The 19485-nt window shown below is 35.2% G+C and carries 19 protein-coding genes; 2 read left to right on the top strand and 17 right to left on the bottom strand.

Features of this window, described 5'->3' with window-relative positions; genetic code table 11:
- Nucleotides 1-45: 45 nt before the first annotated feature.
- Nucleotides 46-711: a YneB family resolvase-like protein gene (locus HP569_RS01145; RefSeq protein ID WP_182199240.1), complete on the bottom strand. Its 666-nt coding sequence runs from the start codon at nucleotides 709-711 to the stop codon at nucleotides 46-48.
- A 286-nt stretch (nucleotides 712-997) separates the two neighbouring features.
- Between HP569_RS01145 and lexA the strand changes: the two genes are divergently transcribed.
- Nucleotides 998-1633, top strand: a complete 636-nt coding sequence (gene lexA / locus HP569_RS01140) for a transcriptional repressor LexA (protein ID WP_182199239.1) — start codon at nucleotides 998-1000, stop codon at nucleotides 1631-1633.
- A 37-nt stretch (nucleotides 1634-1670) separates the two neighbouring features.
- On the opposite strand, the gene HP569_RS01135 is transcribed toward lexA, so the two are convergent.
- The 6 genes from HP569_RS01135 to HP569_RS01110 all read right to left on the bottom strand — a co-directional run bounded on the left by HP569_RS01135 (nucleotide 1671) and on the right by HP569_RS01110 (nucleotide 7949).
- Nucleotides 1671-2468, bottom strand: coding sequence for an N-acetylmuramoyl-L-alanine amidase (locus HP569_RS01135; protein ID WP_182199238.1), 798 nt, complete (start codon nucleotides 2466-2468; stop codon nucleotides 1671-1673).
- Nucleotides 2469-2628: 160 nt separating this feature from the next.
- Nucleotides 2629-3963 carry a type I glutamate--ammonia ligase gene (gene glnA / locus HP569_RS01130; protein ID WP_182199237.1) on the bottom strand — a complete coding sequence of 445 codons (1335 nt, stop codon included), beginning with the start codon at nucleotides 3961-3963 and terminating at the stop codon, nucleotides 2629-2631.
- A gap of 27 nt (nucleotides 3964-3990) precedes the next feature.
- Nucleotides 3991-4386: a MerR family transcriptional regulator gene (locus HP569_RS01125; protein WP_182199236.1), complete on the bottom strand. Its 396-nt coding sequence runs from the start codon at nucleotides 4384-4386 to the stop codon at nucleotides 3991-3993.
- 118 nt (nucleotides 4387-4504) lie between these two features.
- Nucleotides 4505-5764 (bottom strand): methionine gamma-lyase family protein, encoded by a 1260-nt coding sequence (locus tag HP569_RS01120; RefSeq protein WP_182199235.1) that lies wholly within the window; start codon nucleotides 5762-5764, stop codon nucleotides 4505-4507.
- Nucleotides 5765-5783: 19 nt separating this feature from the next.
- Nucleotides 5784-7010, bottom strand: coding sequence for a GTPase HflX (hflX, locus tag HP569_RS01115; protein ID WP_182199234.1), 1227 nt, complete (start codon nucleotides 7008-7010; stop codon nucleotides 5784-5786).
- A gap of 30 nt (nucleotides 7011-7040) precedes the next feature.
- On the bottom strand, nucleotides 7041-7949 hold the full coding sequence (locus tag HP569_RS01110; RefSeq protein ID WP_246366864.1) for an AAA family ATPase: 909 nt from the start codon (nucleotides 7947-7949) through the stop codon (nucleotides 7041-7043).
- A 258-nt stretch (nucleotides 7950-8207) separates the two neighbouring features.
- Between HP569_RS01110 and HP569_RS01105 the strand changes: the two genes are divergently transcribed.
- Nucleotides 8208-8372 carry a hypothetical protein gene (locus HP569_RS01105; protein WP_182199233.1) on the top strand — a complete coding sequence of 55 codons (165 nt, stop codon included), beginning with the start codon at nucleotides 8208-8210 and terminating at the stop codon, nucleotides 8370-8372.
- A gap of 93 nt (nucleotides 8373-8465) precedes the next feature.
- Here HP569_RS01105 and hfq read toward each other — a convergent pair whose 3' ends face one another.
- The 10 genes from hfq to HP569_RS01055 form a co-directional block, all read right to left on the bottom strand.
- Complete coding sequence (gene hfq, locus HP569_RS01100; protein WP_182199232.1) at nucleotides 8466-8690, bottom strand: RNA chaperone Hfq; 225 nt, start codon at nucleotides 8688-8690, stop codon at nucleotides 8466-8468.
- 41 nt (nucleotides 8691-8731) lie between these two features.
- Entirely contained in the window at nucleotides 8732-9667 is a 936-nt protein-coding gene (gene miaA, locus HP569_RS01095; RefSeq protein ID WP_281366355.1) for a tRNA (adenosine(37)-N6)-dimethylallyltransferase MiaA, read from the bottom strand.
- Between the two features lie 182 nt (nucleotides 9668-9849).
- On the bottom strand, nucleotides 9850-11721 hold the full coding sequence (gene mutL / locus HP569_RS01090) for a DNA mismatch repair endonuclease MutL (RefSeq protein WP_182199231.1): 1872 nt from the start codon (nucleotides 11719-11721) through the stop codon (nucleotides 9850-9852).
- Between the two features lie 2 nt (nucleotides 11722-11723).
- Entirely contained in the window at nucleotides 11724-14315 is a 2592-nt protein-coding gene (mutS, locus tag HP569_RS01085; protein WP_182199230.1) for a DNA mismatch repair protein MutS, read from the bottom strand.
- A 125-nt stretch (nucleotides 14316-14440) separates the two neighbouring features.
- A complete protein-coding gene (gene cotE / locus HP569_RS01080) occupies nucleotides 14441-15004 on the bottom strand; it encodes an outer spore coat protein CotE (RefSeq protein ID WP_182199229.1) in 564 nt (187 codons plus the stop codon).
- Nucleotides 15005-15210: 206 nt separating this feature from the next.
- Nucleotides 15211-15588 (bottom strand): YlbF/YmcA family competence regulator, encoded by a 378-nt coding sequence (locus tag HP569_RS01075; RefSeq protein WP_182199228.1) that lies wholly within the window; start codon nucleotides 15586-15588, stop codon nucleotides 15211-15213.
- Complete coding sequence (gene miaB / locus HP569_RS01070; protein WP_182199227.1) at nucleotides 15589-17166, bottom strand: tRNA (N6-isopentenyl adenosine(37)-C2)-methylthiotransferase MiaB; 1578 nt, start codon at nucleotides 17164-17166, stop codon at nucleotides 15589-15591.
- A 115-nt stretch (nucleotides 17167-17281) separates the two neighbouring features.
- A complete protein-coding gene (locus HP569_RS01065; RefSeq protein WP_182199226.1) occupies nucleotides 17282-18199 on the bottom strand; it encodes a dipeptidase in 918 nt (305 codons plus the stop codon).
- 91 nt (nucleotides 18200-18290) lie between these two features.
- Nucleotides 18291-18551, bottom strand: a complete 261-nt coding sequence (locus tag HP569_RS01060) for a stage V sporulation protein S (protein ID WP_079709518.1) — start codon at nucleotides 18549-18551, stop codon at nucleotides 18291-18293.
- Nucleotides 18552-18660: 109 nt separating this feature from the next.
- The gene (locus tag HP569_RS01055) at nucleotides 18661-19458 is read right to left on the bottom strand and encodes a TIGR00282 family metallophosphoesterase (protein WP_182199225.1); all 798 of its coding nucleotides are present in this window, start codon (nucleotides 19456-19458) and stop codon (nucleotides 18661-18663) included.
- Between the last annotated feature and the right edge of the window lie 27 nt (nucleotides 19459-19485).

Here is a 19485-nt window from a genome sequence, read left to right as displayed (position 1 = left end):
TAAAAATTAAAAAAGACAAGGCTATCATCCATGAACCTTGTCTTTTTATTTTATATGAAATGTACCTTCTTTTTCAAGTGTTACATACTCTTGGTATCTTCGGTGTACCGTTGCTTTAGAAACATCATAACCTAATCCTCTCAGCGTAGATGCAATTTCAGCAAATGTTAATTTGTTTTCTCTTAGCTTCTTCACTTCTTCAATAGGAAAGGCTATTCGTTCTCGTCCCGGAGCTTGATCTTTATGAGCAAGGTTTTTCTCTGGCTTATATCCGTTTTCCATCGCTCGTTTTATTCCGCGCTTTATCTTTATATTATGAATTTTTCTTTGATATTCTTCTACAATCCCGACAATCTGTAACACCATACTATCCGCTTCAGATAATTGTAATTCACCTTGGTTAGATAATGAATAAATTTTAACACCTAGCTTTGCAAACTGATGAAACAAAGCAATTTTAGTATTTCCTCTACCAAGTCTTGTCTCATCTTGAATTAGTATGGCGTCAATTTCTCCTGAAGCACACCTTTCTAATAGATCCAACATGCCCTCACGTTCAATCTCATAGCCACTATGCTTATCTTCAATAATAGCAACAACATCTATTCCTTTGTTTTGAGCTAGTTGTGTTAACTCCTGTCTTTGCCTAGATAATGAAGAGGCCTGTTCTTCTTTTTCTGTACTTACTCTACAATAAATGATTGCCTGCATACTCAAACCTTCTATCTATATTAAATTAACTGGTTACTAATCCCACATACATAAATACTAACGTAAAAATAAATAAAATAAAATAAAATGCATCTACTTTTGAAATTTTAGTAAACATATTAAAACTCCTCCATTTTTAACTTTCAAGAACCTTTGTTCGCATCTACCTATTATTATATACGAACAAAGGTTCTTGTCAACCGTTTTACTCGAACTTATGTTTGTCTTTTCTGTTTTAGCATGCTATACTAACACTAGTAAAAAATATGTACGGAGGTGATTGTTTATGATAAAAATATCGAAACGACAACAAGCAATTCTTGATTTTATAAAAGAAGAAGTTTTAGATAAAGGCTATCCACCTTCAGTTAGAGAAATTGGAGAGGCTGTGGGGTTGGCTTCTAGTTCGACCGTACATGGACATCTATCTCGCTTAGAAAAAAAAGGATATATAAGAAGAGATCCAACAAAACCAAGAGCAATCGAAGTGCTTAGCTTAGAAGATGATCAATCAACTATATTAAAAAGAGAAGCAACTTTTGCACCAGTTATTGGTAAGGTAACAGCTGGTTTACCTATTACAGCAATTGAAAATATCGAGGAATATGTACCTCTACCACTATCATTAACTCACGGAGATGCTACCGATCAATCTATATTTGTTTTAGTTATTGAAGGAGAAAGTATGATAGAAGCAGGTATACTAGATGGGGACATGGTAATTGTTAAGCAACAACAAACCGCACAAAATGGTGAGATAGTTGTTGCAATGACTGATGAAGAGGAAGCGACAGTAAAACGCTTCTTTAAAGAAAATAACCATATCCGCTTACAACCTGAAAATGCAACAATGGAACCACTAATTTATCAAAATGTTTCTATTTTAGGTAAGGTTATTGGTCTATATCGCGACATTCATTAAACAAACGCTTTACTCAAAGGAGTAAAGCGTTTGTTTTTTAAGGTTTTACAGCATCAATAAATGCGTCAAACCCCTTCTTTTTTAATTGATTCATTCTATCATTTGCATTTTTCTTATCTTGAAACGATCCTACTACCACACGATAGTAGATTTTATTTTTCATCTTATATTTATCGACAAAACTATCATATCCATGTTTGCTTAATACATTCATGCGTTCCTTGGCATTATTAAGGTCTTGGAATGAGCCGCATACTACGCGATAAAAAACATCTTTTTTTGTAGGTTTCTTATCAAGCTTTAATGCGTTTTGTAATCCAGTAGCATGCGCTTGAGCTACTTTTTTAACCCACGTATCCGTTTTCATTTTTTTCGCTTCTACAACATTATCAATAAATCCATTTTCAGTTAATGCAGCAGGCATACTAGATTCTCTTAGCATGTGAAAATTAGCTTCTTTCTGTCCTCTATCTCTCCACCTTAACTGCTCAACATTCGCTTGATGAATAACGGAACGCAATTTATCTGTATTTGATTTACTTCGATAAGCTCCATTCCAAATGTAGCTCTCAAATCCCTCTCCACCACCCGCATTAATGTGGATGGACAATAAATAATCTGCATTCCATCGATTCGCTTCATTTGTTCTTTCTGTTAGGCTTTTTGTTTGATCATTTGTTCTAGATAAACGTACATCTGTATTTTTGTATTCTGATTCTAAAATGCTTTTTAACTGTAAAGCTATATCTAGCGTTATATCTTTCTCCAATAATCCATTTGCACTTGCGCCAGGATCATTACCACCATGACCAGGATCAATAAAAATCTTCACCATTATTTTACCTCCTTCTACTATTTGTATATGAAAAAGGTAGCTAATAATTATGGATTAGTTCCTAGAAGTAATAGAAATGATTTATTTAACGTAGTACATTTTTATAACTTTTACCAAAACAAAAACCCTCAATACCAGTAGTATCAAGGGTTTCCTTCTATTAATAAGCCTTCATGTATTGTTCACGTTCCCAAGGGTGGACTTGTGTTCTAAACATATCCCACTCTATTTCTTTAGACTCAATAAAGTGTTCGTATAAGTGTTCGCCTAGCGCGTCAGATACTACTTTATCTTGTTTCAATAACTGAATGGCATCATACAGGGTAGCAGGTAGGTCTTTTACTCCGTTTGCTTCCCTTTCTTCTTTATTCATTACATATATATTTCTATCTATAGATTCAGGAGGCGTCAGATCATTCTTAATTCCATCTAAACCGGATGCTAATAGGACAGATAGTGCCATATATGGGTTAGCTGCTGGGTCAACGCTACGCACTTCAATACGCGTACTCAATCCTCGTGCAGATGGAATACGAACTAATGGACTTCTATTTAATCCAGACCACGCAACATAACATGGCGCTTCGTAACCTGGTACAAGACGTTTATACGAATTTACCGTTGGGTTTGTAATTGCAGTAAAATGTAGCGCATGCTTTATAATACCTGCGATAAATTGATATGCAGTCTTACTTAACTCTAATTCACCACTTTTATCTAAGAATGCATTTTCCCCATTTTTGAACAGCGACATGTTACAGTGCATCCCTGAACCACTCACACCGAATAACGGTTTAGGCATAAAGGTAGCATGAAGACCGTGCTTACGTGCAATTGTTTTTACTACTAATTTAAATGTTTGAATATCATCAGCGTGTTTTACAGCATCGGAATATTTAAAATCAATTTCATGTTGTCCTGGAGCAACTTCGTGGTGAGAAGCCTCCATTTCAAAGCCCATTTCTTCTAATTCCAACACGATATCACGACGACAATTTTCACCTAGATCGGTTGGAGCTAAATCGAAATAACCACCGTGGTCATTCAATTCTAGTGAAGGCTCGCCTCTTTCATCTAACTTAAATAGAAAGAATTCTGGTTCTGCACCAATATTAAATGCAGTAAACCCTAGCTTCTCCATTTCTTTAAGGTTACGTTTTAAGTTGTAACGCGGACATCCGATAAAAGGCTCATCATGGTAATCATAGATGTCACAAATAAAGCGGGCAACTTTCCCTTTTTCTGAAGTCCATGGAAATACTACAAATGTATCAAGATCAGGGTGAAGCTTCATATCTGATTCTTCAATTCGAACAAACCCTTCAATGGAGGATCCATCAAATACCATTTGATTATCTAGCGCTTTGTCTAACTGACTGAGTGGAATTTCAACGTTTTTAATTGTACCTAGTAAATCAGTAAATTGTAAACGAATGAACTTAACGTTTTCTTCCTCAATCCGTTTTTTAATTTCTTCTCTTGTATACTTTGCCATGTTCTTCCTCTCCTTTTTGTTTAACTTTTAGTGGAAAAATCGAGATAATTCCCCTTGGCGCAATGATGTTTTACCCAAATGGCCTGATTCAAATAACTCTTTTTGCAACATTTGACGAAGCTCTTTCTCTGTTAAGTCATTCCGTTTGTCTTGTTCGATCACTTTATTATTTGTAGGTAAGGCATTGATTGATAACACTTGCTTTATCCCTGCCAAATTAATTCCCTTTTCAATAAGCTCTTTAATCTCTAGCAAACGATCGACATCATTAAATGAGAATAACCGTTGATTGCCTCCGGTTCGAGAAGGGTGAATCAATCCATGTTGTTCATAGTATCGAATCTGTCTTGCTGTTAAGTCAGTTAACGACTTTACTACTCCAATGGGAAATAAGGGCATTGAACGTCTTTCTTTATCGCTCATTTCTTTCACCCCTTCCTAATTACTCTAACTATTTTATACGCATGACACTATAGTTGTCAACTCATGTTAACTTACCTTACATATGTTTTCGTTAACTTTTTTCAAATTAAATATCGACCTAAACTAATTCTTTTTCTTCTATTGTGATATAGCCTTTTTTTATGAAGAGTTCGATTGCTTCAATGATAGCTAGTTTCACGTGCGCATAAATCAATCCACCTTGAACAAATACAGTATAAGGCGGTCTAATTGGACCATCAGCGGTCAGTTCTAGGCTTGCCCCTTGTATAAAAGTGCCCGCTGCCATAATTACGTCATTCTCATAACCTGGCATTTCTGCTGGATATGGTGTTACATGCGAATTAATTGGTGAGGCGTGCTGAATAGATTGACAAAAAGCGATCATTTGTTCTTTGTTGTCAAACTCAACCGACTGAATGAGATCCGTTCGTTTCGTATCAAAAGCAGGAGAAGTTTTAAAACCAAAGTATTCTAGTGATTTTGCTGAAAAAATCGCTCCTTGAATCGCTTCACTTACTGTATGGGGAGCTAGAAATAGTCCTTGGTACATCTCTTGTAACATCCCAATACTTGCCCCTGTTTCTTTCCCTAATCCAGGTGCAGTCAATCGATTTGCGGCTAATTGAACCAAATCTTGATTCCCTACAATATAACCTCCTGTTCTAACAATTCCTCCACCAGGGTTCTTTATTAATGAACCCGCGATCAAATCCGCCCCAACATGTGTTGGTTCCAATTCCTCTACAAATTCACCATAACAATTATCAACAAACACAATGACATCTGATTTTAATGCTTTTATTTTTTTAATCATGTCTTTTATTTCATTTATTGTGAAGGAAGGTCGATTTGCATACCCTTTTGACCGTTGTATACCAATCACCTTTGTTTGTTGATTTACACGTGTCTGGATTTGCTCCCAATCAACCTGTCCATTTTCCGTTAAAGAAATTGCTTGATAATGAATACCAAAATCCATTAATGAGCCGTTGTTATCCCCTCTGACACCAACAACCTCTTCTAATGTATCGTAAGGATCACCCGTTATATACATTAATTCATCACCAGGGCGTAAAATCCCAAATAAAGCGGTAGTAATCGCATGTGTACCAGAGATTAATTGTGGACGAACTAATGCATCCTCTCCACCAAAAACATCTGCATATACTGCTTCTAGAGCATCTCGTCCAAAATCATCATAGCCGTATCCAGTCGTAGGAGAAAAATGACTATCACTAATTCTCTGATTACGAAAAGCATCCAATACACGTTTTTGATTCACTTCCGCGATACGATTGACATATTTTCTTTGTTCTTCAATTTCTTTTTCTAGCTGTTCGATTTTTTCTCTAATCATATTATTTAAACTTTCTCCTTTAATTAAAAAATATTGGATGTTGATTCGGGGCATAACCTTGTACAACATAGACCTCATCATCAGGATCAAATACTTCATCATGTATAATCGTTTGTTGTCTTAGTGATTGTAGTAGCTTTCCATCTGAAGCTTGTACCACTTTTTGATAAAATTCCCAGTTATCGATTAATAATCTTTCTGTTTCTTTTAGCAATTGCACGCGATCGGATTGATCAAAAGCGCTCATTTTCAATGAAGGTTGCGATAGTGGGATAAAATCACTTTGTAACTTGTCGCTTTTATTGTAAATAGTTAGGATTGGTAAGTGATCGACCTCTAATTCTTTTAACAATTGCAATACCGTTTGTTGATGCTGCTCTTTATCAGGGTGTGTACTATCAACGACATGATAAATAAGATCCGCTTCCTTCACCTCTTCTAACGTTGAACGAAATGCTGCAATTAACGCAGTGGGAAGATCTTGCATAAATCCTACAGTATCGGTAATAATTGCTTGGAATCCAGAAGGAAACTTTATTTGTCTTGACATTGGATCAAGCGTTGCGAATAATTGATCCTCTTCCAATGATTCACTTTGAGTTAGTCGATTAAATAATGTTGATTTCCCAGCATTGGTATACCCTACGATCGCAATTTGTGTCACTTTGTTTCTTTTTCTTCGTTTACGATATTGGTCTCTTTGATTAACAACCGTATCTAACTGCCGTTTAATCTCATTGATTCGACGGTTAATGTGCCTACGGTCTGATTCTAACTTTGTTTCACCAGGTCCTCTTGTGCCGATTCCTCCACCTAACCTCGATAGGTGTTGTCCTTGTCCATGCAAGCGTGGAAGCATATATTGATATTGTGCTAATTCCACTTGTAATTTACCTTCTTTTGTATGTGCTCTCTGTGCGAAAATATCTAGAATTAACTGACTTCGATCGATAATTCTAACTTCTAAATATTTTTGCAAATTACGCATTTGCGTTGCAGTTAACTCATCATTAGCAATGACTAGATCAATGTCATCACTTTCAATTACCTCTTGAATTTCTTCTAGCTTTCCTTTACCCATATATAAAGCGGGATGAGGATGGTCCCGCTTTTGTAGCATTGTTTGTTTTACATCACCTTTTGCAGTATTTGTTAAAGAAATAAGTTCTTCCAGGGAATACTTTATTTGTTCATCATCAACTAAATTTTTCTGTATAGCTATAATTAATACATTTTCTTTTGCCATTAAGTTGTGTCTCCTTCTTTACGCATCACTTTATTCTATCATAATATCTTTTGCATTTAATAACATCAAATCATCAACAGTGTAATAGTTTTTATTTAGTAAGCGAACAGCTTGTTTACGAATTGCTTTTTCCATAATATTTCTTACTAAGCGACCATTCGCAAAATGTTCGGACCGGTTCTCATGAATATCATTTAATAACATTGATTTTAATTTCCATGCTGCTTCATTTGATAAACGATAGTCTCGTTCGTTTACTAATCTCTTAGCAATCTTCACCAACTGATCAGCTGTATAATTAGGGAAATCAAAAATGAAAGGAAATCTAGATCGAAGCCCTGGATTTAACGATAAAAAGTGATCCATTTCTTCAGGATATCCAGCTAATATTAAAATAAACTGATCATGATGATCTTCCATCTGCTTGACTAGCGTGTCGATCGCTTCCTTCCCAAAATCTTTTTCTCCGCCTCGAGCCAATGAGTAGGCCTCATCGATAAATAATATCCCACCTAATGCCTTCTCAACTAAACTTTTTGTTTTCTTTGCAGTATGACCAATATACTCACCAACTAAATCTGCTCGATCTGCTTCAATTAAATGGCCTTTAGACAATACATTTAATTCTTGAAACAATACTGCTAATTTTCTAGCGATCGTTGTCTTCCCTGTACCGGGATTACCCTTGAACAGCATATGCCATACTTGTTTTTCCCCTTTTAAGCCTAGCTTCTGTCTTTCTTGATTAATTAATATATTGGCATAAATTTCTTTTATATTCTCTTTTATTTCATCCATTCCAATAATGTCTGTAAATAGCTTTTCCACCAGTAGAAAAGAGGTATTCAAATCTTGTTTTCCCATTTCAGACTTTTTCTGACGATCATGTAAAATGATATTTATTTGATTTTGTTTTTGAGAAGAAACTTGCGACTCCACTTCATCACCCCTTACCAATTACATTATACGTTGATAAGAAAAATAGTGTGACAAACGCCTAATATGCTTTTAATAAGAAAGTTAAAAGTTCTTTATCATATGTGACAGTGCGTACCGTAAAGAAAAGCATCTATATTAAATGATGTGATGTTGTTCTATAATGATTTCAACAGGATACGCAAATATTTAGAATATATGAGCATTAGCAGAGGAAATATTCGAGACTCCTCGAAAATAAAGAGCCATTTTCTTCGTGCGATGTATTGCTGTCGAAGCGTTCCTTGTCCTGCAGGAACAGCGCGAGCTGAAGATCCACTTGGTAAAGTGATTTTCTTTACCAAGTTAGCTGAAGCCGTGCCTGCGGAAAGCGAGTATATTTCCTCTGCGATTCTAGTACAATCAGTGTTTATTGTGCATCTTTAAATAAGAAAGATGGTTGAATGAAAAACATTCACTAACGCAAAAAGCGATTCATCAATCAGTTGATTGACAAACCGCTTTGTTCTAAAGATAAAATTATTCCTTTTCTAACGTAACATTTTTAACAGGCGCAAAAGTTGAAATTGCATGTTTAAACAATAACTGTTGTTTACCATCTGTTTCTAAAAGCACAGTGAAATTATCAAATGCTTTTACTGTTCCACGTAATTGAAAGCCATTGGTTAAGAATACTGTAACCTGAATATGATCTTTCCTTAATTGATTTAAATATTGATCTTGAATATTAACTGTTTGAGACATATTTTTTCCTCCTCTATTCTATCTCTACTACTATAATTATTCTACTTATTGTCAATCATTCCTGCTAAATCTTTTAAAATTGTTGAAAAATTTATATTTTTATCATTTGGGGTGATGGTATACCAGTGCACATCCATTTTATTTTTGAACCAAGTGTACTGTCTTTTTGCATATCTTCTTGAATTACGTTTTAATAGTTCAATTGCCCTTTCAAGTGTCTCTTCCCCTTTTAAATACGGGATAAACTCTTTATAGCCAATTGCTTGCATTGCTTGGTTATTAGACAATCCTTGCTTATATAAACCAGTGACCTCTTCTAATAGACCATTTTCCATCATTTGATCCACTCGATCATTAATTTGTTGATACAATAATTGTCGATCCATTTCTAAACCAACTAAAATGGGCTCGTACTCAGAGGTAAGGCTTTGCTTTTCATGATTCGCAGCCATCGATTTCCCCGTACGCTCAAATACTTCAAGTGAGCGAATCACTCTTCGCACATTATTCGGATGTATTTTTTCAGCTTGTTCAGGGTCAACCTCCTTTAACCTTTGATGTAAAGCATATGCACCTTTTTGTTCCGCTTCTTCTTCTAGTTTTTTTTGAAAAGATTCATCTCTTTTATTATCGGTAAATTGATAATTAAATAAAGACGCCTGAATATATAGTCCAGTTCCTCCAGCTATAATCGGTAATTTATCACGACTACTAATTTCATCAATATGGTTTCTTACCATATGTTGAAAATCAGCTACAGAGAATGTTTGTTCCGGACTAATAATATCTAACATATAATGATTGATTCCTTGTTGTTCTTCTTCTGTGATTTTCGCGGTTCCGATATCCATTCCTTGATAGATTTGCATCGAATCTCCACTAATAATTTCACCATTGAACTTTTTTGCTATTTCAATACTAAGGCTAGTTTTACCTACTCCTGTAGGTCCAACAACAGCCACTACTTTTTGTTTCATTATGTAATCTCCTTACAAACTTATGCTATAGGTTATGTTTCATTATACAAAAATGATCAAGAATGGTGCAAGATTGTATATGTATAAATAAAGCACCTAACCATTTATAAAAAGACAGCATTAAGTTGTTATGACCTTAACACTGTCTTGTTTTGAAACATAGTACTCTAATGAAAAGCTTGCTACATGACGCGTTTAAACATTTTTTCTAAATCATATCCGGAAAAGTGAATGATGATTGGTCGGCCATGTGGACATGTAAATGGGTCTGTCGATTTGCGTAAATCTTCTAACAGATAAAACATATCCTCTTTATTCAGATAATGATTTGCTTTAATTGATCGTTTACACGACATAAGAATAGCAGCATCTTCTCTTAATTTAGCTATGTCAATTTTTTCTTCTTCCATGATCTGCTCTATCATTTCTCTTATAATTTCTTCTTCAAATCCTTTTGGAAACCATTGTGGATGTGAGCGAACGATATACGTTTGTTGACCAAAATGCTCAAAAAAGAGTCCCACTTCTTTCAAGTGTTCCTGATATTGGTCGATTAATAAAGCTTCTTGTTTTGAAAAATCAAAGGTTAAAGGAATTAATAGATCTTGTAATTCATTTGACACTTCACCAATTACATCACGGAAAAATTCATACTTAATTCTTTCCTGTGCTGCGTGCTGATCAATCATATACAAACCATTCTCGTTCTCCGCTACAATATAAGTGCCGTGATGTTGTCCAATTGGGTACATCGGGGGAACACGCTCCGCTGATGGTTTGTTTAATTCCCCTTGTTTATCAACATTATCTGTTGAATTCCCCAAATCTTCCGAGTCATCTGTTGGCAAATGTACCTTAGAAGCTGATTGATAATCTCCTAAAGTCTCCAATGCTTGGTCCTGAGCTGATGTGTACGTATCCCTATTATTTATTATTTCTTTCTCAACACCCTCTTGCTCTTTTTCTTGAGTAGTTGATGTATCGTTATCACGATTAAATTCAAAAGAAAATGTGTGCTGTGTGGATTGAGGACGTTCTTTCTTTTCCTTTTTTGTCACTTCAGGAATTAACGTTTGCTTTCTGAAAGCCTCTCTAATCGTTTCTTCCACCGCTTGATATAGTTCCTTATCCTTACTAAATCGAACTTCTAATTTCGCTGGATGGACATTTACATCTACTAATATCGGATCCATCTCAACATGTAATACCACCAATGGATAACGTCCAATTGGTAATAGTGTATGGTAGCCGTTCGTTATTGCTTTATTTAACGGGATACTTCTTATAAAACGATGATTGATCATCGTTGATATATAATTTCGTGATGCTCGCGTCACTTCAGGCTTCGCTATATAACCTTTAATAGAAAAATCAAGTGTTTCGTAGGATACAGGAATCATTTTCTTCGCTACACTGACCCCATAAATTTCTGCGATAATTTGAATGATATCCCCGCGGCCAGAGGTTTTAAACATTTGTTTGCCATTATGAAATAATTCAAAGCGAATTTCTGGATTGGATAACGCCATACGATTCACCACATCACTAATATGTCCTAATTCTGTATGAATGGTTTTCATATATTTTAATCGTGCAGGGGTGTTATAAAATAGTGTATCAACTGTAATCTCAGTTCCTTTTCTAGCATCACCTTTATCACGTTCTATTAACTTCCCGCCCTCAAGCTTTAATATTGTCCCAGCATGTTTACCAGTTGACGTTTTTACGATTAGTTGACTGACCGCTGCAATCGAAGCAAGCGCTTCTCCACGGAACCCAAGTGTACGAACATGGAATAGATCATTTTCATTGCGAATTTTACTTGTGGCGTGACGTGCAAAGGCAATTTCAGCATCATCATCTTCCATGCCAGCCCCATTATCGGATACTTTAATTCTGCGAAGGCCCGCTTCTTCAATTTCAATTTTAATTTCTGTACTTTTTGCATCAATACTATTTTCGACTAGTTCTTTTACTACAGAAGCTGGGCGTTCCACTACCTCTCCAGCGGCAATTTTGTTCGCTAATTGCTCTGGCATCGGTAATATGTGCATGATTATTCCTCCTCATTTGCTTGCTTTTGTAAGCGATACAATTCATTCATTGCTTGTAAAGGAGTCATCTCCATAATGTTTAATTTTTTCAACGTTTCAGAAATAACATTTTTCTGGGTCTTGCTTGGCTTTTTGTCTATTTGTTTTTGCTCGGCGATGAAAAAGCTTAACTGTTGCTCATCACTCATTTGATTTGTTTCGTGTTCTTGATTAGATTGCGGCGATTCTAATTGCTCTAAAATAACTTGTGCTCGTTTAATTAACACATCCGGTAGCTCAGCTAACTTTGCTACATGAATTCCATAACTTTGATCAGCAGCTCCATCTTCTACCTGATGTAAAAATACGACTTTATCATTGTATTCTTCCGCTCGTACATGGACATTTTTCAAATGATTTAATGATTGATCCAGCGTAGTTAATTCATGATAATGTGTCGAAAATAGCGTTTTTGCTTTTACGTGATGATGTACATATTCTACAATGGCTTGTGCTAATGCCATACCGTCATATGTGCTCGTCCCACGTCCAATTTCATCTAATAAAATCAAGCTATTTTCTGTAGCATTTGTGAGTGCATGATTTGCTTCAAGCATTTCGACCATAAATGTACTTTGTCCAGAAACTAAGTCATCCGCAGCGCCAATACGAGTAAATATTTGATCAAAAATGGATAAATTAGCGTATTCACATGGAACAAAACAACCGATTTGTGCCATAATCGCTATTAAAGCAAGCTGTCTCATATACGTACTTTTCCCTGACATATTCGGTCCAGTAATGAGTAAAATGTTCGTCTCTTGATCCATTAAAACATTATTCGGAACATACATACCATCTTTCATTACTTTTTCAACCACTGGATGTCTGCCATTTGTTATCTTTATTTCTCGATCTTGATTAAATGTTGGACGAACATAATTAGCTGATTCACTAATGGTTGCAAAACCTTGCAATACATCAATTTCACTAATCTGGTGAGCCAACGTTTGTAATACAGGAATATACTCCTTTACCTTTTCACGTAAAGCTAAAAAGATTTCATATTCCAAGTCAACGCTTTTTTCTTCCGCTTCAAGAATTAACGTTTCTTTCTCTTTTAGATCAGGTGTTATAAATCTCTCTGCATTAGTAAGCGTCTGCTTTCGTTCATATTTTCCTTCAGGTAATAAATGCAAGTTTGCTTTTGTCACTTCAATGTAATAACCAAACACTCGGTTGTAACCAATTTTTAAAGATTTGATATTTGTTTCTTGTTTCTCTTTTTGTTCTAGTTCTGCAATCCATTGCTTCCCATTTTTCGAGGCATAACGATATTTATCTAATTGTTCGTTGTAGCCATCTTTGATCATTCCACCATCTTTAATGGTAATTGGAGGATCTTCTTTCACAGCACCTTCTAGTAATGTGTACAAGTCATCTAGCGGATTAATCTCTTCTCCTAGCTTTTGTACTTCCTTCGCATGAAAAGATGCTAATAATTGTTTTAATTGTGGAATTTTTTCTACGGAATGTTTTAGTTGTAACAAATCTCGCGCATTAACATTACCAAATGCAACTCTTCCAGATAGCCTTTCTAGGTCATAAATGGATTTTAAAATTTCTCTTAATTCTTCTCTTTCGATGAACTGATTTATAAAGCCTTCTACCAATCGATATCTCGACTCAATATAAGATTGCTTTAATAATGGGCGTTCTAACCATTTTTTTAGCTTTCTTGCTCCCATGGCAGTGACCGTTTGATCGACAACCCACAATAAGCTACCTTGCTTCCCTTTACGCATAATTGTTTCTGTAAGTTCTAGGTTGCGCTTCGAGTACATATCTAATTGCATATATTGCTTTAATTCAATTTCTTGTACAGGCTGCATATGATCTAATGCACGTTGTTGTGTTGATTCAATATAGGACAACAATCGCCCGAATGCTTCTTTTGCTTGCTCGTCAGTTATATTTTCTAATAGATAAGTAAAATCTTGATTTATGATGGTTGATTCATGATAAGACAAAGTGATATCAAGTCGTTTCGTTAACGCTTCTTGATGGGCTTCTGGAAGGGTTTCTGATATAACAATTTCTTTAATTGGTCGATTATACAATTCACCAATTACTTGTTCCCACCCAAATTCTATTCGTGCAATACTATTCTCACCAGTGGATAAATCATTATAGGAAATAATATATGTGCGCTCGTCAAATTGACTAATACTAGCTAAATAATTATTTTGTTTCTCATCTAGCATAGTACCTTCCATTACGGTGCCAGGTGTAATTAATTGAACAACTTCTCTTTTTACTACTCCTTTAGCCGTTTTTGGATCTTCAACTTGTTCGCATATAGCTACTTTAAAACCTTTTTCCACTAAATTTTTTATGTAATTAGATGCAGAGTGATACGGCACACCACACATAGGTATGCGTTCCTCTCCTCCACCATCTCTACTCGTTAACGTAATCTCTAATTCTCTTGATGCCTTAACCGCATCATCAAAAAACATTTCATAAAAGTCTCCTAATCGAAAAAACAGAAAACTATCTTTATGAACTGCTTTAATCTTCAAATATTGTTCTATCATTGGCGTATAATTCGACATTTTTCTTCCCCCAACGCATGAAATCTCATTGTCCCATTATAGCATAAGTTTTGTTTGATTTCGCATAAGTAACACATTCGATTTTACACAAAAAAAAGAACGCGAGGTAACCCACACGTTCTGCATTAATCTTTTTGCTTATTAGATAGAAAATCTGTGTCAATGCTTTCAAATTCATCATCTGATAATTCTAAATCAATGTCATCATCATCAAGCACCAAACCATTAGGATCTACCTTCACGGTAACTTTTGTGTCACCAATGACTTCAACTAGAAATTCACGTTCTGATTCAACTACGATCTTTTTGTCATGCTTAGAAATATTACACTCTAAACAATTCGGTTGCTGTAATACTTTAGCGAAAACCTTTTCTTCATCACCCAATGTATGTTTATCTTTAACCGATAATTTAATTAGGTCATGATAGGTCACTCGCTCTGTTACTACCTCTGTTTTCGTATTATCATTGTAAGAGTACCATACGTTCACATCATAGCTCCCGTTTACTTCAACTAATTCATCACCTTTTCTTTTCGCTTGATATAGGTGATTAATGATCCAACAACCTAGAATACTAGATGGTTTGTGTGTTGGTGTAATTGTATTTGTATCTTGTGTGAATTTACGCCCTTTTCCTATTACTGCTTTCGTAATAATTTCTCGAAATTCTTGATCAAGAAAAGACATAGAACTAAAACCTCCTCCTTCTTCATATTCAGTTTATGCACATTACCCAACCGAAGTGCTTATAAAATAAGGTGAATAACATGTCATAGGTTTCTAGTTCATGGTATGCATTTGCCTAGAAAAGGTGCAATTTCTTTAAATGATAATACAGAATAATATAAAACACTGTTACCAGCGAACAAATTGTTCGTAGCAACAGTGTTTTGTTATTGTTTCTGATCGAGGCGTTCGTTCATTGATGTTTCTACTTCATCCGAAATTGTTTGTGTTACACGCTGCAGCAAATCATTTATAACTACTTGGGATTCTTTGAACTCCTCAACAATCGGAATAGCATCAATCTCTGCTTGCTTTTCATCAATCTCTAAATCAACTTTTTTTAAAGCTTCTGTTTTACCATAGGCTTGAAAATTGACCGCTTGCTTCTGCAAGGCTTTAATATTATTGATTAAACTTTTTAGTTTTTTACTTTGATTTAATCGTTGTTCGATTTCTTTATATCTGCTGACATCTTCAAGATCTTGTATTTGCTTAGCGAGCGCATTAGCTTCTGTCAACACTTCTTCTCTACTATAAGTAGCCATTTACAACACACCTACTGTTTCTTCTGCAAGTTCGCCATCTAGTGACCATGTTTTAGCTTTGGTAATTTTAACGTCAACAATTTTTCCAACAAGTGATTTCGGCGCTCTAAAGTTAACTAGTTTATTTCGCTCTGTATAGCCAGAAAGCACATCAGGGTTTTTCTTGCTTTCCCCTTCAACAAGCACTTTTACGACTTCACCTTCATATTTCTCCATTGCTTGCTTTGCCTGCTCATTAACCAGGGCATTTAAGCGTTGTAGTCTTTCTTTTTTCACTTCCATCGAAATATTATCTTCCCAACGTGCAGCCGGCGTACCTTCTCTAGGAGAATATATAAATGTATATGCAGCTTCAAAGCCAACCTCTTTAACTAGCGTCATCGTTTCTTCAAATTGTTCATCAGTTTCATTTGGAAAACCAACGATAATGTCTGTTGTTAAAGTAGCGTTTGGCATTGCTTCACGAATTTTTCTAACTAGTTCTAGATAGCTTTCTCTTGTGTATCGACGAGCCATCACACGTAACACTTCTGAACTACCCGATTGTACTGGCAAATGAATATGATCTAAAAGGTTTCCACCTTTTGCTAAAACTTCAATTAATCGATCATCAAAGTCACGCGGATGTGATGTTGTAAAACGCACGCGCGCAATATCAATTTTACGAATCTCATCCATTAAATCACCAAGACCGTATTCGAAATCTAGGTCTTTACCATAAGCATTAACATTCTGACCGAGTAAAGTGATTTCCTGATAACCTTGCGCAGCTAAATGACGTACTTCTTGTATAATATCTTCAGGTAAACGACTACGTTCTTTCCCACGAGTATACGGTACAATACAATACGTACAGAATTTATCACAACCATACATAATATTTACCCAGCCTTTAATTCGGCCTTTACGTACCTTAGGTAAATTCTCAATAATGTCGCCTTCTTTGGACCACACCTCAACAACCATTTCCTTACTAAACATTGCTTCTTTTAATAAGCTTGGTAAACGGTGAATGTTATGTGTACCAAAAATCATATCAATAAACGGGTGTTTCTTAAGGATACGGTTAACAACTGCTTCCTCTTGAGACATACAACCACAAACACCAATAATTAGGTCTGGATTTTCTAATTTTAATGGCTTTAAGTGACCAATTTCACCGAATACTTTATTTTCAGCATTTTCACGAATCGCACATGTATTCAATAAGATTACATCTGCTTCATTTGTATCATCTGTTGTTTGATATCCCATATCCGTTAAAAGACCAGCCATTACTTCAGTATCATGCTCATTCATTTGACATCCGTATGTACGAATAAGAAATTTCTTCCCTTCCCCAATAGATTGCATTTCTTCAGGGATTGAAAAGTCATAATGAATATCCACGTCTTTCTTAAGACGCTTTTTGGCTTTCTTTAAATTTGGAGGTTCATACGTTGTTTGAAAGTATTTTCCTATTAATTCATCAGAACCCATATTTTTTAATCGATCTAAGTTTGCATCCGAATCGGATTTTACGTCCGCTGGATTTCCTTGTTTGATTTGACTAGCTTGCTTACGTTGCTGTTCATTCATCTGTCATGACTCCTCTCTATCCTATTGCTTAGGTAGTCTTTTAGCTACTACTTCAATTCTACTATTATAGCAAGAAATCTTTGTAAAAACAAAGTCTTTTAAAGATCACATTATTTTACTGCGGGAATTTATTTATAAAGTTTTGATATGCGATCTTTGCCCATTCAGTTGGTGTAAGTATTGATTGTAATTCATCTGAAAGCGTTTGATATTGCTCGATGCTTTCTAATCCATTAATGTAGGTATCAATTCCATCAAAATCTGATCCAAATCCTAAACAAGATTTCGCACCAGCATCTATATAATATAATACGTGTTTAATTGTATCATGATACGTAACCTTTGTCTTTTCACTTGTAAACGACGGAACGAAGGTTACACCTATCCAACCATCTTTATTAATGATTGCTTGTATTTGTTTATCATCTAAATTCCTTCGATGTTTACAAATCGAATACACGTTAGAATGCGATGCCATGACATGTGTTGCTTGATCGATTACATCGAAAAATCCTTGATAAGATAGATGAGAAACATCAACCCAAACGTTCTCTTTATTTAATAATGCAATTACTTCTTCTCCAAAACTACTTAATCCTGCACCTCTTTTTTCACCAATACCGTCTGCTACTGCATTAGCTTGATTCCATGTCAGACCAACCACTCTAACACCTAATTGAAGTAACGTTTTTAATTTATTTATATCTCGACCAATCACATGACAACCTTCTAATGTAAGCATGGCACCACGTTCATTTTTTTTCAAATTGATTAAGTCATTTTTATTCTGAATAAATTTAATGTCTTCATGTGGTTTAACAATTTGTTCAAAGAAAATAGTGATCATTTCTAATGCAACTTGAAATTGCCTTTCGTTTGATACTTCAGGAGGAACAAATATGGCAAAGCATTGTACCTTCACTGGGCTTTCTCGCCATTTATTTAAATTCACCTGCAATTCCTTACTCGTTACGAAATCAAGCTTATCTGACCATAATTTAAATAAAACGTCACAATGAGCATCGATAATCATCATAATCCCCTGCTTTCTTTGTAATACGGTGAGACAGATCGCACATGAACAAAAATCCTGTTCGCAAATTAGCAAACAGGATTTTGATGTTTTATCTAGGTTCGACAATTAGTTTTATTGCTGTACGTTCTTCATTATCAATCATGATATCAGTAAAAGCTGGAATACAAATTAAATCAACTCCACTAGGTGCTACGAATCCTCTAGCAATCGCTACTGACTTTACGGCCTGATTTAATGCACCAGCACCGATAGCCTGAATTTCTGCTGAACCGCGTTCTCTTAAAACATTTGCAAGTGCTCCTGCTACTGAATTAGGATTTGATTTTGCTGAAACTTTCAATACATCCACTTTTGCTACCTCCTTCGTTAACTAAAGTAGTTCCACTTTTACTATATTCTCACAGATGATAGTTATTCCTTAATTTTTTGTTGTGAAGGATAATATCTTATTTTAAATGCTATCCAAAAAAAGGATGATCATCATTGATAATAATTCGGTTTATTTGTTTCGCTTTGCCAGTTTGATCATCTATATCAATAATAACTGCATTTAATTGTGTCTTCCCTTTTTTAGTAACTTCAAATCTAACAGGTAAGTTCGTTAAAAATTTCTTAATAACTGCGTCACGATCTGTTCCAAGAATTCCATCATAAGGACCAGTCATCCCAACATCAGTAATATAAGCTGTTCCATTATCTAAAATTCGTTCATCTGCTGTTTGTGTATGTGTGTGTGTGCCAACTACTGCGCTTACCCTACCATCTAAATACCATGCTAATGCTTGCTTTTCACTTGTGGCTTCTGCGTGAAAGTCAACAAAGATAATTGAAGCCTCTTTCTTAGCTATTTCTATTAGTTCATCAGCTTTTCGGAAGGGGTCATCAGTTGGAGGAAGAAAAGTTCTTCCTTGTAAATTAATTACGGCAACTTTAACACCATTACAATCTATAATTTGTAAACCCTTTCCTGGAGTTCCTTCTGGAAAGTTTGCAGGGCGTATAATGTTTTTGGCATCATCAATAAACTCAAAAATTTCTTTTTTATCCCATGTGTGATTACCCATTGTGATGACTTGTGCACCCCAACCAAGCATTTGTTTGTAAATCTTTTCTGTCATTCCTTTACCTGATGCCGCATTCTCACCGTTAACAATAGTTAATTGAGGTTGATACTTTTGCTTCAATTTAGGCAAGTAATTTTCTAATTCATTCCTGCCCGGCGAACCGACAACATCACCAACAAATAATATTTTCATTTTTATCTTCCTTATCTCTGTAATTAT

The sequence above is a fragment of the Paraliobacillus salinarum genome, from assembly GCF_014083865.1.
Classification (GTDB): domain Bacteria; phylum Bacillota; class Bacilli; order Bacillales; family Amphibacillaceae; genus Paraliobacillus; species Paraliobacillus salinarum.
The sequence above is the reverse complement of the archived record's forward strand: the minus strand, read 5'-3'. Positions and strand labels throughout refer to the sequence as shown.

Excerpts from the sequence above, each read along its gene's own strand:
- HP569_RS01145 (WP_182199240.1), bottom strand. The coding sequence starts at position 711 with ATGCAGGCAATCATTTATTGTAGAGTAAGTACAGAAAAAGAAGAACAG.
- hflX (WP_182199234.1), bottom strand. The coding sequence starts at position 7,010 with ATGGCAAAAGAAAATGTATTAATTATAGCTATACAGAAAAATTTAGTT.
- lexA (WP_182199239.1), top strand. The coding sequence starts at position 998 with ATGATAAAAATATCGAAACGACAACAAGCAATTCTTGATTTTATAAAA.
- cotE (WP_182199229.1), bottom strand. The coding sequence starts at position 15,004 with ATGTCTTTTCTTGATCAAGAATTTCGAGAAATTATTACGAAAGCAGTA.
- HP569_RS01075 (WP_182199228.1), bottom strand. The coding sequence starts at position 15,588 with ATGGCTACTTATAGTAGAGAAGAAGTGTTGACAGAAGCTAATGCGCTC.
- hfq (WP_182199232.1), bottom strand. The coding sequence starts at position 8,690 with ATGTCTCAAACAGTTAATATTCAAGATCAATATTTAAATCAATTAAGG.
- mutL (WP_182199231.1), bottom strand. The coding sequence starts at position 11,721 with ATGCACATATTACCGATGCCAGAGCAATTAGCGAACAAAATTGCCGCT.
- HP569_RS01065 (WP_182199226.1), bottom strand. The coding sequence starts at position 18,199 with ATGATTATCGATGCTCATTGTGACGTTTTATTTAAATTATGGTCAGAT.
- mutS (WP_182199230.1), bottom strand. The coding sequence starts at position 14,315 with ATGTCGAATTATACGCCAATGATAGAACAATATTTGAAGATTAAAGCA.
- miaA (WP_281366355.1), bottom strand. The coding sequence starts at position 9,667 with ATGAAACAAAAAGTAGTGGCTGTTGTTGGACCTACAGGAGTAGGTAAA.
- HP569_RS01135 (WP_182199238.1), bottom strand. The coding sequence starts at position 2,468 with ATGGTGAAGATTTTTATTGATCCTGGTCATGGTGGTAATGATCCTGGC.
- miaB (WP_182199227.1), bottom strand. The coding sequence starts at position 17,166 with ATGAATGAACAGCAACGTAAGCAAGCTAGTCAAATCAAACAAGGAAAT.
- glnA (WP_182199237.1), bottom strand. The coding sequence starts at position 3,963 with ATGGCAAAGTATACAAGAGAAGAAATTAAAAAACGGATTGAGGAAGAA.
- HP569_RS01120 (WP_182199235.1), bottom strand. The coding sequence starts at position 5,764 with ATGATTAGAGAAAAAATCGAACAGCTAGAAAAAGAAATTGAAGAACAA.
- HP569_RS01105 (WP_182199233.1), top strand. The coding sequence starts at position 8,208 with ATGTATTGCTGTCGAAGCGTTCCTTGTCCTGCAGGAACAGCGCGAGCT.
- HP569_RS01055 (WP_182199225.1), bottom strand. The coding sequence starts at position 19,458 with ATGAAAATATTATTTGTTGGTGATGTTGTCGGTTCGCCGGGCAGGAAT.
- HP569_RS01125 (WP_182199236.1), bottom strand. The coding sequence starts at position 4,386 with ATGAGCGATAAAGAAAGACGTTCAATGCCCTTATTTCCCATTGGAGTA.